Source organism: Flindersiella endophytica, assembly GCF_054779015.1.
The window spans coordinates 64,664-78,635 of record NZ_BAAGYY010000015.1; the positions used below are offsets into that span (position 1 = coordinate 64,664).

Sequence of the window (13,972 nt, forward strand, 5' to 3'; positions counted from 1 at the left end):
GGCTTCGCACCCGGCGACTCTGCGTTTCGTGCCGGGCGCGAAGCCTTCGCGCGTGGTGCGTGCGTCTCGCTCAGTCGAGCAGGTCGGTCACGGTGCCCGCGCCGACCGTACGGCCGCCTTCGCGGATCGCGAAGCCGAGACCCTCGGTCATGGCGATCGGCTTGCCGACCTCGACGGTCAGGTCCACCAGGTCGCCCGGCATCGCCATCTCGCCCTCGGTCAGCAGGATCGTGCCGACCACGTCCGTCGTACGGAAGTGGAACACCGGCTGGTACCCGTGGAAGAACGGCTTGCTACGGCCGCCCTCCGCCGCGGTCAGCACCCGCACCCGGGCCCCGAACCGCGTGTGCGGCCGGATCGAGCCGGGCGCGCTGACCACCTGACCGCGCCGCACCTGGTCGCGCTTCACGCCGCGCAGGAGCATCGCGGTGTTGTCGCCGGCCTCGGCGTGGTCCATCGCCTGCCCGAACGTCTCCAGCCCGGTCACGACGCTGGTCAACGTCGCCTCGCCCAGCCCGACGACCTCCACCGTGTCGCCGACGCGGACCGAGCCCTGGCTGGTGACGCCGGTCACGACCGTGCCGCGTCCGGTGATGGTCAGCACGTTCTCGATCGGCAGCAGGAACGGCTGGTCGAGCACGCGCGCCGGGATCGGCACGTACGCGTCGATCGCGTCCAGCAGGTCGCCGATCCGCGCCGTCCAGTACGGGTCGCCCTCCAGCGCCCTGAGCCCGGACACGCGGACGATCGGCAGCTCGTCGCCGGGGAAGCCGTACTCCGTCAGGAGCTCACGGACCTCCAGCTCGACGAGGTCGAGCAGCTCCGGGTCGTCCACCGCGTCCGCCTTGTTGAGCGCGACGACGATGTGGCGCACACCGACCTGGCGGGCGAGCACGATGTGCTCACGCGTCTGCGGCATCGCACCGTCGACCGCCGAGACCACCAGCACCGCACCGTCGATCTGGGCCGCGCCCGTGATCATGTTCTTCACGTAGTCGGCGTGGCCCGGCATGTCGACGTGCGCGTAGTGCCGGGTGGCGGTCTCGTAGTGGACGTGGGTGATGTTGATCGTGATGCCGCGGTCGCGCTCCTCCGGGCTCTTGTCGATGTTGTCGAACGGTACGGCGCGCGCCAGTCCCCGGTCGGCGAGCACCTTGGTGATCGCCGCCGTCAACGTGGTCTTGCCGTGGTCGACGTGACCCATCGTGCCGATGTTGAGGTGTGGCTTGGTGCGGGCATACAGCTGCTTGGCCATGCTGCGAATTCCTCACGCGGAAGGGTGGTTTGGGTGGGGGCTGTGGGATGGCGTGAGAACCTCGTGATCAGATCTGCTACCCCACTCCGCTGGTTCTCAGGCGGAGGTTCGGTGCGGAGAGGGGTCAGCTTCGCGCGCCGTCGACCGCTGCGAATGCGGTGGCGGAGAATGCCTTTGCGCCGGCGAGGGCAGCCGGAAGGGCGCTCAGCAGATCAAGCTCTGCGAGCGCACACATGCCGGCGGCCAGGAACATGACTCAAGGATACGAAGCCGCGCAACTGGCTTTTACGACTTGGCTTTGCAGAGGCAGAACGGATGTCCGGCGGGATCGGCGAGCACGCGGTGGCCGTCCGGGCTCGGCTGCTGCTCGAAGCTGGTGGCCCCGAGCGCGTGAGCGGCTGCTTCGGCGGCGTCCAGGTCGGTGACCCGCACATGCAGATGGAACTGCATCGACGACGCTTCGTCGGGCCATACCGGCGGCTGGTACCCAGGCGCTCGCTGGAACGACAGGTGGAACGCCGCCTCCTCGGACTCGCCGATCGAGCACCAGTCGGCACTCGAGTAGACGATGGGCAGTCCGGTCAGGCTGCTGTAGAACTGTGCGAGGGCCAGCGGTTCAGGGCATTCCAGCGCGACTCCGCTCAGCCGGCCCGGGAGTGTCATGGCGTAAAGCTATCGGTTCGATGGGAGATCCCGCAGGTGGAAGAGCTGACCGACATGCTCGTGGCTGCCGCGCTGAGCGGGGTCCTCGGCGACCGCGTGGTCGGTGTGGAGCGGCTGGCGGGTTACGTCGGCAACCAGGACTTCATGCTGCACACGGCCGCATCCGGCGACTTCGTACTCAAGGCGGCCGGCCACCCCGGCGAGCTCGTGGCCGAGGCGTGGGCGTGTGATCGGGTGCGCGAGCTCGGTGTTCCCGTTCCCGAGGTGGTCGCGCTCGAGTCCGAGCCCGGCACGCTGCCGCTGCCGTTCCTGCTCACCCGCCGCCTGGCTGGGTCCGAGCTGGGCGCGGGACCACCACATCCCGTGCTGACCACGGTCGGCGAGCACCTGCGGGCGGTGCACTCCATCACGTTGGACGGCTACGGCTTCCGCAAGCAGCCGCCGTACGACGCCTGGACCGGATTCACCGGCGAGGCGCAGGGCTGCCTGGGCGAGCTGGCCACCGCGAACGTCATCACCGGCGAGCTCGCGGCCCGGATCGACGGAGCGCTCACCGCGCACGCCGGCCTGATCGCGTACGACAAGGCCGGCGTCCTGCTGCACGGCGATCTCAAGCCGCCGCACATCTTCGGGGTCTGGGGTCGGCTCCAGGAAGGCACAGTCGCAAGGGACGGACAGCTCACCGGGATCATCGACTGGGGCGACACGCTGGCCGGCGACCCGCTCTACGACATCGCCCGGTTCTCCCTTGTGGGCAAGACCGAGCTCGACCTCCTGCTCGAAGGCTACGGGCTCGCCCTCACCCCCACGATCGAGGAAACGCTGGCGGGCTACCGGATCGTGCGGATGACGACGACGCTGCGGGATGAGTTCCGCAACGGTGGCGACTGGTTCGACACCTACCGTGCCTCCATCATCCGCGACCTGGACCTGCTGTCTGCTTGAGCACCTCGGCCACGAGCACGTCCCACACCGGCCGGAAGAAGACGTGCCCGCTGTTCTCCAGCGTCACCAACCGCGCACCGGGGATCCGGTCGGCCAGCGCCTGCCCGTTCGGCGGCGGGAACATCGGGTCGCACTCGCCCTGCACCACGAGCGTCGGCATCGTGAGCTCGTCCAGCCGGTGCAACGGCGACTCCTCACCGTCGTCCGGCAGGACGCCGTGGTTCGTGGCGGCGGACTGGATGTTCGTCGTACGTTCGACATCGCGTTCCACGAGCGCGCGGACGTCCGGCTCGGAGAAGTGCGGAGAACCTCCGGCGCACACGCGGTACTCCTCCACCAGATAACCGATCACCGCCTCCCGGTCCGACCAGTCCGGCGGGCTGAGCTCCTTGTAGTGGTTGAGGAACTCCTCCGTCGGAGGCGGCAGGCCGGCGTCGCCCGAAGTGGTGGACATCAGCGTGAGGGACGCGATCCGGCGGGGATAGTCGACCGCCGCGGTCATCGAGAGACCACTGCCCATCGACACACCGGCGAAGTGGGCCTGCTCGATGCCGAACGCGTCGAGGACGCCGATGGCGTCGGCGACCAGGTCGTGGCCGTTGTAGCCCGGCTTGCCCGGCGGATAGCTCACCGACCGCCCGGTGTCGCGGTGGTCGTAGCGGACGACGTACCGCCCGCCGGCCGCCAGCCGTTCGCAGAGCTCGTCCTCCCACCACAGCATCGAGGCGCCCATGCCGTGCACCAGCAGGATCGCGGCGTCGGCGGGGTCACCGAACGCCTGCGCGCACAGCTGGACGCCGTTGATGCGGAACAGTTGCTCGCCGGTCGTCATGTCGCCGACTCGTCCGGGTAGACGATCCTCTCGTCCCCGGCCGATGGGGCGTCGGCGGTGGAGCGGCCCTTGGGCTCCTCCCAGGCTTCCTGCCGCCCGAGCGCGGTCAGGTCCAGGAAGTAGTGCGGCCCGCCGACCATCTCGGCGCCGCGGCCGTAGGTGGAGTAGGTGTGGAAGACGTCATCGCCGGCCCGCAGGAAGCAGCTGAGGCCGTGCAGGTCGAACGGCTGCTCCCACTCGCCGAGGTTCCAGCCGGCCTGCGTCCACTCGTCCTTCGTACGGTAGTTGTACTCCAGCGGGCGCACGGACTCGTCGAACGTCACGCCGAAGTCGACGTTGAAGTCGCTGCCGTGCGAGGAGTACCACGGCACCGGCCAGCCCATCCTGGCGTTGAACGCCTGGATGCTGTCGATCTTCCCACGCGAGACGAACGCGAACGTCGTGTCGCGCTCGCGCAGGAACTGCAGGTGCGCCTCCGAGACCTCGGACGCGAAGCCGGAGCAGCTCGGGCAGCCCATGTCCTTGTCGTAGAGCCACATGAAGTGGTAGATCATCAGCTGGCGGCGGCCGTCGAACAGGTCGAGCAGGCTCAGCTCTCCGTCCGGTCCTTCGAAGACGTAGTCCTTGTCGAGCTTGACCATCGGGAGCTCGCGGCGCTCGGTGTTGAGTGCGTCGCGTGCCCTGGTGGCGGCTTTCTCCTTCTCCAGCAGGGCTTTGCGCGCGGCCAGCCACTCGTCGCGGGACACGACATTCGGAAGACTCATCTCTTCGAACTCCTTCTGCTCTGTTATGTCTGTTATGCCTGCCACGACGACGAGCGGCCGGTCAGGACGACCGCCCGGTCGAGCAGGAACGTATTGACATCGACTTCGACGATCGGGCCGAACAGGCCGGCGTGCCCTGCGGGCTCGTTCAGCCCGAACATCGCGATCGACGGTGCGGGCAGCGTGGTGTTGTCCGGCACGTGCTCTCCTTCGAAATCTCTCGCTCTAGAGGTACAGACCTGGCGTCCGGCCGGAACTCATCGCGATCTTCGCAGGTATCCGCCGATGGCTTTCGGTGTCGGCGCGGGTCAGTACTGGTGACCGTCGTACATCGACTACCCCGGGAGGAGGGACCCATGAGCGGCGCCGAACTGCTGGAACGCGCGATCAACTACGCGTACGGAGCAATCGACACGATCACACCGGACCTGCTCACGCGCGGCACGCCCTGCTCCGGCTGGGACCTGCGCGCGCTGCTGGACCATCTCAACGACTCACTGGCCGCCCTGTACGAAGCAGTCGACGGGCGGGAGGTCGCGGCGCCGGCCACGCCATGCGGACCGCCACCGGGCGACGGGCGGGCCGATCCGACCGTGTTGTTCCGGTACCAGGCCTGCCGCCTGCTCGGCGCGCTGACCGCAGCGGAAGGCGCGCACGACGGCACCGGATCCGGCGAGCAACCCGTCGGGATCGGCGGACATCAGCTGACCGTCGACCTGGTGTCGATGACCGGCGCCGTGGAGATCGCGGTGCACGGCTGGGACGTCTACCGCGCCAGCGGTCGGCGCACGCCGATTCCCGAGGAACTGGCGCTCGACCTGCTGGTCGTCTGCCCGCTGCTCGTCTCGGGCGAGGACCGCTCCGACCGCCGGTTCGCCGAACGGGTGCCGGTCTGTGCCGGCGGCCCGAGCGACTGGCTGGTCGCCCACCTCGGCCGCGACCCGAACGCCGGGTCCTACCGGCTGATCTGACGCGGAACCGTCACCGCCAGCAGCTTGTCCGGGTTGCGGATCGCGTAGAAGTTGGTGATCTGCTCCCCCACGATCTCGATCAGGAAGACACCCTCCACCCGATCGCCGCGGTAGGAGACCAGCGCGGGTGTGCTGTTGCAGTTGACCAGCTCCACCCGCCGGTCCGCCGTCAGCCCGCCACGGAACACGCTCACCACGAACGCCGCCACTCGGTCCGCGCCCACCAGCGGCCGGCGGGTCGCCGTGACCTTGCCGCCGCTGTCGGCCGTCCACCTGACGTCCGGTGCGAGCAACGTGAGCAGCCCGTCCAGGTCACCGGTCGTCGCCGCGGTCATGAACTGTTCGGTGACCCGTGCGCTTCGCTCCGCGTCGACAGGAGCGAACCGCTTCCGCCTCGCCTGTACGTGCGCGCGGGCGCGGTGGGCCACCTGGCGGACGGTCGCCGCGTGCTTGCCGACGGCCGAGGCGATCTCGTCGTAGTCGAAGCCGAACACCTCACGTAGCACGAACACCGCGCGCTCGTCCGGAGTCAGCGTCTCGAGCAGGATCAGCATCGCCATCGAGACCGACTCGGCGAGCAGCACGTCGGCCGACGCGTCGCCCTCGAGCAGGGATCGCTCGAGCAACAGCGGCTCGGGCAGCCAGGAGCCGACGTACTCCTCGCGCCTGCGTGCGCCCGCGCGCAGGGCGTTCAGCGCCTGCCGGGTCACCAGCTTCGCGAGATATGACTTGGTGTCGCGTACGGTCGCGAGGTCCACGGCTGCCCATCGCAGGTAGCTGTCCTGGAGTACGTCGTCGGACTCGGTAGCCGAGCCGAGGATCTCGTACACGATCGTGAACAGCAGCGGGCGCAGCAGCGTGAACCGTTCGGCATGCTCGTCGGTGGTCATCGGCCGACGGCTTCCTGCGCGGCGGGGACGGGCTGCGCCCGGACCCGGTCGCCGCCCTTGATCCAGGTGTAGGACCCCGGCTCGCGGGCCTCGCGGCGGATCCTCGAGACCCCGAGCCGGCAGGTCTTCTCCTTGATCACAGCTCCCAGGCGGCCGCCGACGAAGACGTTCACCGCGGTGTCGTCCTGACGGGCTAGTTGTCGCACGGCAGCGTGCCGGCCGAGGCTGACGCATGCTCCTGAGAACCTCAGGTTGATTACCGCCGGCCCGGTCCCCTCGATCCGGCTCAGGACGGTGTTGGCGGCCTGAGCTCCGAGTGGTCCGGCGGCGTAGCAGCTCATCCGCAACGGCCGGCCCGACGGTGCGGCGGCATCACCGGCCGCGACGATACGGGCGTCGTCGATGCTGGTCAGCGTCTCGTCGGTGAGGAGCCGGCCGAGCTCGTCGGTACGCAGGCCGCTCGCGGCCGCCAGCTTCGGCACGCCGAACCCGGTGGCCCAGATGGTAAGCGCGCTCGGGAGCGCCTCGCCGCCGGCGAGGACCACCGCGTCCGCGCGGACCTCGGAAACCCTTGCCGTCTCTCGCACCATTACATCGTGCCGGGCCAGCCATCGGGCGATCGCTCGACGGCCGGACGTACTGAAGGTGGGCACCAGGGCGCCGCCACCGAGCAGGGTCACCCGGCGGCCCTGCTCGGCCAGCTCGGCGGCCGTCTCGACACCGGACAGCCCACCACCGACGACGGTGACCGGCGCATCCGGAGGCTGCCCGGCCAGCCTGGCGCGCAGGCGCTGCGCATCCTCGTACTCGGCGATCGAGAAGGCCTCCTCCGACGCGCCGGGCACAGCAGCCGGCGCAGCACCAGTGCTGCCGACGGCGTAGATGACGTAGTCGTAGCCAAGCGCGCGGCCCTTCTCCAAGTGGACCTCGCGGGCGGCGGCGTCGATCCGCGTGGCGTTGTCGACAACCAGCCGGACGCCATCGCCGAGCAGCGTGTCGTACCCGACTGTCGGGTCGGCCGTGCCGGCCACGAACTGGTGCAACCGCACCCGCTCGACGAACTCCGGCCGCGAGTTGACCAACGTAATGTCGACGTCAGGAGACATCCGCAGATGATTGGCGGCGAGCGTCCCGGCGTAACCACCACCGATGACGACAACCTTGCTGGACCTTTTCTTGGGCTCATTCCTGGGCTCAGTCATGCCCTCGGGACACCACAGCACCCGACTCCGTGACACGACGTGACGCGCCTCACCCACCACCCGCCACCCCGGACGAGCCCGACGAGGACCGACCGTGGTGCCGGCCGACAGAGGGTGTGCGTGGTGGAGGTAGCGACGCAGGCCAAGTGGCCGGTGGATTGGCGGCGGCGGTGGACGGTGGCCAGGCGCAGCCCGACCACCGTCAGCGAAGCGATTGAGGCGGCAGAGGCTCCCTGGGACACGCCCAGGAGAAAGGCCAACCTCACGCCTCCCGCGCGATAACCGCCACCCACGCCTCCGAGATCCGCGTCGACAACTCGCCGAGCTCGGCCAGCTTCTCCGGCGTCGTCCTGGCGAGCGCGTCGATCGCGCGGCCCTCGGGCATCTCTCCGGCGAGGTAGCTGCCGAGCGCGATGAAGCCCATCTCCCAGCCGGAGCCGAGGCCCCAGTGGCCGGGCGCGGGATTGGGGATGACTTCCTGCGGGATCGGCGAGTGCTCGAGCTCGAGCACGGTCTGCTCGCCCTTGGCGGTCAGGCGCACGATGACGTCGGAGCTGCCGCCGCCGATCTCCCAGGTCAACCCGATCTCGTGGGGTGGGTCGCAGCGGACGATCTGACCGCTGGCGTTGCCTTCCAGGCTGTAGCGGCCACCGACGCGCAGGTCGCCGGCGATCGGCAGGAACCACCGGACGAGCCGGTCGGGGTCGGTGAGCGCGTCCCAGACGTCTTCGGGCCCGGCGTTGTACGCACGGCGGATCAGCACGGTCTTGAGACCGCTCTCGTGGTCGTGGAGCTGGCGTTCGGTGTTGCCGATCGCGTCGAAGTTGTCGGTCACAACGATCAGGTTCCTTCTGTGGTTGGTGGTTTGGCGGGACTACGCCCTGGGGCCCGGCGCCGCTCGCGCTTGCCGCGGGCGAGCTCGGTGGCCAGCGCGTCGAGGTGTGGTGTCCAGAACCGCCGGAAGTGGTCCAGCCATTCGTCGGCCTGCCGCAGCGGCTCGGGATCGACGGCGTAGAGCCGGCGAGCTCCGTCGACCCGTACGCGCGCGAAACCGTTGTCGCGCAGGACTTTCAGGTGCTGGGAAACAGCCGGCTGACTGATGCCGAACTCCTGCTGCACGACCGCGCCGACCTCCCCGGCCGCCAGCTCCCCCTCGGCCAGCAGCTCGAGGATCCGGCGGCGGACCGGATCACCGAGTACGTCGAGCGCGTGCATGCCAACAAAGATAACAGTGCGAACTTATATAAGTCAAGACTAACGCGATCTGAGAACGCTACGTCTCTCCGCGCCCTGCCAGCTCCTGTACAGCGTCGAGGTAGGCGTTGATCGCGTCGCGGTTTTTGGCCAGGCAGCGGATCCGGGCGTCCATCTGGTCGCGATAGGTCTCGAGCTCCGCGATCAGCTCCGGCCGCGCGCCCTGCACGTGGATGGCGGCCGGGTCGTCGAGGCACGGCAGGACCTGCTTGATGATCTTCGTCGGCAGGCCGGACTCGAGCAGGCCGCGGATCTGGGTGACGCGCTCGACGACCTGCTCGGGATAGTCGCGATAGCCGTTGGCGCCGCGTTCGGGCTCGAGCAGGCCCTGTTCCTCGTAGTAGCGCAGCAGCCGCGGTGGCGTGTTCGTCCGCTTCGCCAGCTCCCCGATCCGCACGAACGAAACCCCTTCCGAGCTTGCGCTTCACACAAGTGTCAACGTTCGAGTATGCCCGCATGACATTGGCGCTGCTCTCGATCGCGCAGTTCCTGATCGCGCTCGACTACTCGATCATCTACATCGCGCTGCCGAGCATCGCCGCCGATCTCGGGTTGCGGCCGGAGCTCGCGCAGTGGGTGGTGAGCGCGTACGCCGTGCTGTTCGCCGGCTTCCTCGCTGTCGGAGGCCGGCTGACCGACCGCGTCGGCCCGAAGCGGCTGTTCGTCGTCGCGATCACCTGGTTCGGGCTGGCCAGCGCGCTCGGCGGCCTGGCCGGCAACGGCGGGTTGCTGCTCGCCGCGCGTGGTGGGCAGGGCCTGGGCGCGGCGCTGCTGCAGCCTGCCGTGCTGGGCCTGATCGGTACGACATTCCCGGCGGGGCCGGCGCGCGCCCGCGCGGTGGCGATGTGGGGTTCGGTAGGTGCGGCCGGCCTGGCCGCTGGCGCCATCCTCGGTGGAGTACTCACCACGGCGTCATGGCGGCTCACGTTCATGCTCAACGTGCCGCTGACCGCGCTCTGCGCCCTCGGCGCGGTGCTCTGGATCCGGCCGGCGTCCGCTGCTCCGCCGGCCGGACGGATGCCGCTGCGCGCGGCGGCGCTCGGAACCGCGACCGTACTCGTGCTCGTCCTCGGCCTGACCCTCGCCGCCGACGCCGGCTGGCGCTCACCCGCGACGCTCGGCTGCGTCGGCGCGGCGGTCGCGCTCGGCCTCTGGTTCGTACGCCACGAACGCACCTCGGCGGACGTCCTGATCGAGCCGGTCCTGCGCGGCATCCGGTCGCTGCGGGCCGGAGCCGTCGCGACCGCGCTGTACATGGCCAGTGTCGGCTCGGAGTTCTACCTGCTCACCCTGCTCCTGCAGACGCGGAAGGGCTATCCGCCGCTGCTCGCCGGGCTGGCGTTCCTGCCGCTCGCGCTGCTGGTCACTGCGGGCAGCACGACCGCCGGCCGCGCGATCCGCCGGCTCAGCCCGCGGCTCGTACTCGTCGCCGGGTTCACCATCGCCACGACCGGCCTGCTGTGGCTCACGCTCACGTTGCGCGGCGACTCCTACGTCATCGACCTGCTGCCGGGCATCCTGCTCAGCGGCTTCGGGCACGGGGTCATCTACACGTCGATGTTCGTCATCGGTACGCACGACGTCCCGCCGGCGCAGCAGGGCACGGCCGGCGCGCTGCTGACCACCGCGCAGTACGTGTCGGGTGCACTGACCGTCGCCGTACTCACGATCGTCCTCGGCGAACGCCCGGGCTACCCGAGCTTCCATGCCGCCTTCCTGGTCACGACGCTCGCGGCATCGGCCGGTGCGCTCGCGATGAGTTTCGGTCCGCCCGCTGGTCTGCATCTCGTACGCACGAAGCGTGGACGTGGGACGAGGGAGCGAAATGGCGCGGCTGGCCGGCAAGACGGCGCTGGTGACCGGGGGATCGCGGGGAATCGGCCGGGCGATCGCGACGCGGCTGGCTGCTGACGGCGCACTGGTCGCCGTGCACTACTCCAGCAGCGTCCGCGCGGCCCGGGAAACCGTGTCCGCGATCCAGGCGGCCGGCGGCCAGGCGTTCTCCGTGCGCGCCGAGCTCGGCATCGACGGCGACATCGACCTGCTCTTCGACGGCCTCGACGACGGGCTCTCCGGACGGCGGCTCGACATCCTCGTCAACAACGCCGCGGTCCTCGCCGGCGGGCCGATCGAGCACACCACGCCGAAGGAGTTCGACCGGATCTTCGCGGTGAACGTGCGCGCGCCGTTCTTCATCGTGCAGCGTGCCCTGGACGTGCTGCACGACGGTGGCCGGATCATCAACGTCTCCTCGTCGACCACGCGGATCGCGACCGGACTTTCGGCGTACTCGATGACCAGGAGCGCCCTGAACGCGCTGAGCCACGACCTCGCGCAACGGCTGGGGGCGCGCGGCATCACCGTCAACACGGTCGTGCCCGGCGTCACCGAGACCGACGCGCTCACCGGAGCGCTGGACGACCCGGCGGCGCGCGGCCTGATCGAAGCGCACACGGCCTTACGCCGGATCGGCAAACCCGCGGACGTCGCGGACGTGGTCGCGTTCCTCGCCTCGGACGACGCGCGCTGGATCACCGGGCAACTGCTGGACGCCACAGGCGGCCTGATGCTCGGCCCGCCGGCCGCCGACGCCTCCTGAGCCGGACGTCGCGCCCGCGAATCGGAGAACGCCCAGGCAGCCACGCGTGAGTTGCCCTGCTCGACCAGGTCACGCACGTCATCCAACTGCCCGAGCCGGATCGGGATGGAGTAGCGGCTGACGTATGCGGCCGCCAGGCGTTCGAGCCTGCTTGGTGCATGCTCGCCGGCCGGGTCGGCCAGGATCACGGCCGTGTCGATGTCGCTGCGACCGGGCACGTAGTCACCGGCGCCGAGGGACCCGATCAGGACGACCGCGACGACCTCGCCCGGCATCCGGGCGATCCCCTTCGCGGCGAACTCCGCGGCCACGCGCTCGGCGGCTTCGCGATCGAGCATCTCCGGTCAGGACCAGCCGCTGGACCGGACCGGCGGATCGGAGTCGCCGGGCGGTGGCTCGACGACCGGGCGGTTGGCGAACTGGGTCGACAGGACCAGCGAGGAGCGCGCCTGGCCGTGGGCGTCCAGGCGTTCGAGCAGCGCCTCGAGATGTTGCGTCGACGTCACGCGGACGCGGAGCATCGAGCAGCGGTCGCCCGTCAGCTTGTGGATCTCGATGATCTCCGGAAAGTCCTCGGCCCTGGTGGTCTGCAGCAGGCACTGGCCGTAGGTGCAGCGCATCTCGACGAAGGCGCTCAGCGGATAGCCGGCCCGAGACGGGTCGACGCGGGCGTGGTAGCCGCTGATGACGCCCGCCTCCTCCAGCTTGCGTACCCTCTCCGCCACCGCCGGCGAGGAGAGGTTCACGCGGCGGCCGAGCTCGTTGTAGGACAGCCGGGCGTCGGCCTGCAGCTCGCGGAGGATGCTCCAGTCAACGCTGTCCAGCGGCCTTTCCGATTGCAAGCCCATCAGCCCTCGAGACCTTTCGTCAGCCCGGCCGAACCGCGAGGAGTCGCCGCGTTCGCCATTCCCGATTGGACTTTACGTCCATACCATCGACTCCGTGCAAACTGTGCGGACCACATCCACTGATCCAGCGACCTACGCGCCGGCCGCCCGCCGCCGCGCGATGGGCGCGCTGTTCGTCAGCGTCGCGGCGACAGCTGTCTCCATGTCAGGTACGAGCACCGTCGGAACGCTGATCGCGTCGGACGCGGTGGGGGCTGCGTGGAGCGGCATCTCCGCCACGTTCGGCATCGCGGGAAACGCGTGCGGTGCCCTGTTGTTGTCGCGGTTGATGGCGACCCACGGCCGCCGGTTCGGCCTGATGACGGGCTTCGCCTCCGCGGTCGCCGGTGCGCTCGCGGCCGTGACCGGCGTGCTGGCCGGGCTGTTCCCCGTACTCCTGCTCGGCATGGTGCTGATCGGGATCGGCAACGGCGGTGCGCAGCTGGCGCGGTACGCCGGCGCGGAGTTCTACCCGTCGGACAAGCGGGCGACGGCGCTGTCGGCGCTGGTGTGGGCCGGAACGGTCGGCGCGATCCTCGGGCCGAGCCTGATCGCGCCGGCGGCCACGGGCGCGCGATCGGCCGGGCTGCCCGAGCTGGCGGGAACGTTCATCCTCGCCGTCGGCTTCTGCGGGCTGGCCTGTGGTGCGGCCGCGTTGTTGCCGCGTGGCACCGGTCGGGCGCCGGCGACGGGCGTGGACCGGGCCGGCATCCGTACCTGGTTGAGGTTGCGGCCGGTCCGGCTGGCGTTGACGGCGATGGTCTGCGGCCAGGTCGCGATGGTCGCCGTCATGACGATGACGCCGGTGCACCTGCATGCGCACGGGCAGGGCCTCGCGGTCGTGGGTGGCGTGCTGTCGGCGCACATGATCGGCATGTTCGCGTTGTCACCCCTGTCCGGCCGGCTTGCCGACCGCTTCGGCGGCTCGACGACGATCGCGCTCGGCATGGGCACGCTGGTGTGCTCGTCGGTGGTCGCGATCCTCGCACCGACCGACGCGAGCGGGCCGCTGCTGTCGATCGCGCTGTTCCTGCTGGGGTACGGCTGGAACCTCTGTTTCGTTGGCGGATCGAGCCTGCTGAGCCGCGACCTGCCGGCCGACCAGCGTACGAGGCTGCAGGGTGGAATCGATGCCACAGTCTGGGCCGTGTCGGCCGTCGCGAGCCTCGCGTCGGGCCGGCTGCTGGCCATCGGCGACTACGGCTTCCTCGCCGCCGTCGCCGGGCTGATCGCGATCGTGCCCGTCATCTTCCTGCTGGGCAGGAAACCGGCCTGACGGCTTCGCGCCTGATCCGCGGACCTGCCTCGGGGGCGGTTGCTGTCAGTAAGCGCTTGCCTCAAAAAATTCAACGAACTCGAAGCGATTTGGAAACAAAGGCCAAACGTTCGGGGCGGATCCTGAAAAACAGGCAGAACCGGGAATCCGTTCGCCACCCTCGGGAGTTAAACCTCTCGTGCACGGACGAGCGACGCGGACGTCGAACGTCACCTCCATCTCAATCCATCCTGCAAACCCCAGGAAGGGGAACTCGGAGCTCTTCATGTGGCCTATTCACTACAACTTCGTGGATGACTACACCAACCGCACACCGACTGGCCAACCGCTGGATCGGCGTGTCCGGACGTTCGACTACGTACGCCCCACGAACCGTTGGGCTGCGCGGTCCATCCGTTCCACCGGCAATGGGCTGATCAAGCTCGCCAACCGGC

At 69.6% G+C, this 13,972-nt stretch carries 17 protein-coding genes and 1 pseudogene; 5 read left to right on the forward strand and 13 right to left on the reverse strand.

What is annotated here, in order from left to right; translation table 11 throughout:
* Nucleotides 1-70 precede the first annotated feature (70 nt).
* From tuf to ACYVF6_RS15910, 3 genes are all read right to left on the reverse strand, one after another.
* Nucleotides 71-1,255, reverse strand: a complete 1,185-nt coding sequence (tuf, locus tag ACYVF6_RS15900) for an elongation factor Tu (protein WP_460521829.1) — start codon at nucleotides 1,253-1,255, stop codon at nucleotides 71-73.
* Between the two features lie 124 nt (nucleotides 1,256-1,379).
* Complete coding sequence (locus ACYVF6_RS15905) at nucleotides 1,380-1,508, reverse strand: hypothetical protein (RefSeq protein ID WP_460521831.1); 129 nt, start codon at nucleotides 1,506-1,508, stop codon at nucleotides 1,380-1,382.
* Between the two features lie 32 nt (nucleotides 1,509-1,540).
* On the reverse strand, nucleotides 1,541-1,918 hold the full coding sequence (locus ACYVF6_RS15910) for a VOC family protein (RefSeq protein ID WP_460521833.1): 378 nt from the start codon (nucleotides 1,916-1,918) through the stop codon (nucleotides 1,541-1,543).
* A gap of 36 nt (nucleotides 1,919-1,954) precedes the next feature.
* Here ACYVF6_RS15910 and ACYVF6_RS15915 point away from each other — a divergent pair, with 36 nt between their 5' ends.
* Nucleotides 1,955-2,863 (forward strand): phosphotransferase family protein, encoded by a 909-nt coding sequence (locus tag ACYVF6_RS15915; RefSeq protein ID WP_460521835.1) that lies wholly within the window; start codon nucleotides 1,955-1,957, stop codon nucleotides 2,861-2,863.
* On the opposite strand, the gene ACYVF6_RS15920 is transcribed toward ACYVF6_RS15915, so the two are convergent.
* The 3 genes from ACYVF6_RS15920 to ACYVF6_RS15930 are packed head-to-tail and all read right to left on the reverse strand — an operon-like array spanning nucleotide 2,832 to nucleotide 4,659.
* Entirely contained in the window at nucleotides 2,832-3,695 is an 864-nt protein-coding gene (locus ACYVF6_RS15920) for an alpha/beta fold hydrolase (RefSeq protein WP_460521837.1), read from the reverse strand. The two genes, ACYVF6_RS15915 and ACYVF6_RS15920, sit on opposite strands and share 32 nt — an antisense overlap.
* Nucleotides 3,692-4,459 carry a DUF899 domain-containing protein gene (locus tag ACYVF6_RS15925; RefSeq protein ID WP_460521839.1) on the reverse strand — a complete coding sequence of 256 codons (768 nt, stop codon included), beginning with the start codon at nucleotides 4,457-4,459 and terminating at the stop codon, nucleotides 3,692-3,694. Before ACYVF6_RS15925 ends, ACYVF6_RS15920 begins: the two co-directional genes overlap by 4 nt.
* 32 nt (nucleotides 4,460-4,491) lie before the next feature.
* A complete protein-coding gene (locus ACYVF6_RS15930) occupies nucleotides 4,492-4,659 on the reverse strand; it encodes a hypothetical protein (RefSeq protein WP_460521841.1) in 168 nt (55 codons plus the stop codon).
* A gap of 156 nt (nucleotides 4,660-4,815) precedes the next feature.
* Between ACYVF6_RS15930 and ACYVF6_RS15935 the strand changes: the two genes are divergently transcribed.
* A complete protein-coding gene (locus tag ACYVF6_RS15935) occupies nucleotides 4,816-5,430 on the forward strand; it encodes a DinB family protein (RefSeq protein WP_460521843.1) in 615 nt (204 codons plus the stop codon).
* On the opposite strand, the gene sigJ is transcribed toward ACYVF6_RS15935, so the two are convergent.
* The 5 genes from sigJ to ACYVF6_RS15960 form a co-directional block, all read right to left on the reverse strand.
* Nucleotides 5,415-6,320 carry a sigma-70 family RNA polymerase sigma factor family protein gene (gene sigJ / locus ACYVF6_RS15940; RefSeq protein WP_460521845.1) on the reverse strand — a complete coding sequence of 302 codons (906 nt, stop codon included), beginning with the start codon at nucleotides 6,318-6,320 and terminating at the stop codon, nucleotides 5,415-5,417. The genes ACYVF6_RS15935 and sigJ overlap by 16 nt on opposite strands.
* Complete coding sequence (locus ACYVF6_RS15945) at nucleotides 6,317-7,522, reverse strand: NAD(P)/FAD-dependent oxidoreductase (protein WP_460521847.1); 1,206 nt, start codon at nucleotides 7,520-7,522, stop codon at nucleotides 6,317-6,319. The genes sigJ and ACYVF6_RS15945 overlap by 4 nt, the downstream gene beginning before the upstream one ends.
* A gap of 262 nt (nucleotides 7,523-7,784) precedes the next feature.
* Nucleotides 7,785-8,357: an SRPBCC family protein gene (locus ACYVF6_RS15950; RefSeq protein ID WP_460521849.1), complete on the reverse strand. Its 573-nt coding sequence runs from the start codon at nucleotides 8,355-8,357 to the stop codon at nucleotides 7,785-7,787.
* Nucleotides 8,358-8,362: 5 nt separating this feature from the next.
* Nucleotides 8,363-8,737, reverse strand: a complete 375-nt coding sequence (locus ACYVF6_RS15955) for an ArsR/SmtB family transcription factor (protein ID WP_460521851.1) — start codon at nucleotides 8,735-8,737, stop codon at nucleotides 8,363-8,365.
* A gap of 58 nt (nucleotides 8,738-8,795) precedes the next feature.
* Nucleotides 8,796-9,173, reverse strand: coding sequence for a MerR family transcriptional regulator (locus ACYVF6_RS15960; RefSeq protein ID WP_460521854.1), 378 nt, complete (start codon nucleotides 9,171-9,173; stop codon nucleotides 8,796-8,798).
* Nucleotides 9,174-9,232: 59 nt separating this feature from the next.
* Here ACYVF6_RS15960 and ACYVF6_RS15965 point away from each other — a divergent pair, with 59 nt between their 5' ends.
* On the forward strand, nucleotides 9,233-10,687 hold the full coding sequence (locus tag ACYVF6_RS15965; RefSeq protein ID WP_460521856.1) for an MFS transporter: 1,455 nt from the start codon (nucleotides 9,233-9,235) through the stop codon (nucleotides 10,685-10,687).
* A complete protein-coding gene (locus tag ACYVF6_RS15970) occupies nucleotides 10,602-11,375 on the forward strand; it encodes a Rossmann-fold NAD(P)-binding domain-containing protein (RefSeq protein WP_460521858.1) in 774 nt (257 codons plus the stop codon). The genes ACYVF6_RS15965 and ACYVF6_RS15970 overlap by 86 nt, the downstream gene beginning before the upstream one ends.
* 167 nt (nucleotides 11,376-11,542) lie before the next feature.
* On the opposite strand, the pseudogene ACYVF6_RS15975 reads toward ACYVF6_RS15970, so the two are convergent.
* Nucleotides 11,543-11,713, reverse strand: a pseudogene (locus ACYVF6_RS15975) (nucleotidyltransferase domain-containing protein); the annotation flags it as partial.
* Between the two features lie 6 nt (nucleotides 11,714-11,719).
* Nucleotides 11,720-12,223, reverse strand: a complete 504-nt coding sequence (locus tag ACYVF6_RS15980) for an Lrp/AsnC family transcriptional regulator (protein WP_460521860.1) — start codon at nucleotides 12,221-12,223, stop codon at nucleotides 11,720-11,722.
* 94 nt (nucleotides 12,224-12,317) lie between these two features.
* Between ACYVF6_RS15980 and ACYVF6_RS15985 the strand changes: the two genes are divergently transcribed.
* Nucleotides 12,318-13,538: an MFS transporter gene (locus tag ACYVF6_RS15985; RefSeq protein ID WP_460521862.1), complete on the forward strand. Its 1,221-nt coding sequence runs from the start codon at nucleotides 12,318-12,320 to the stop codon at nucleotides 13,536-13,538.
* The last annotated feature ends 434 nt before the right edge of the window (nucleotides 13,539-13,972 follow it).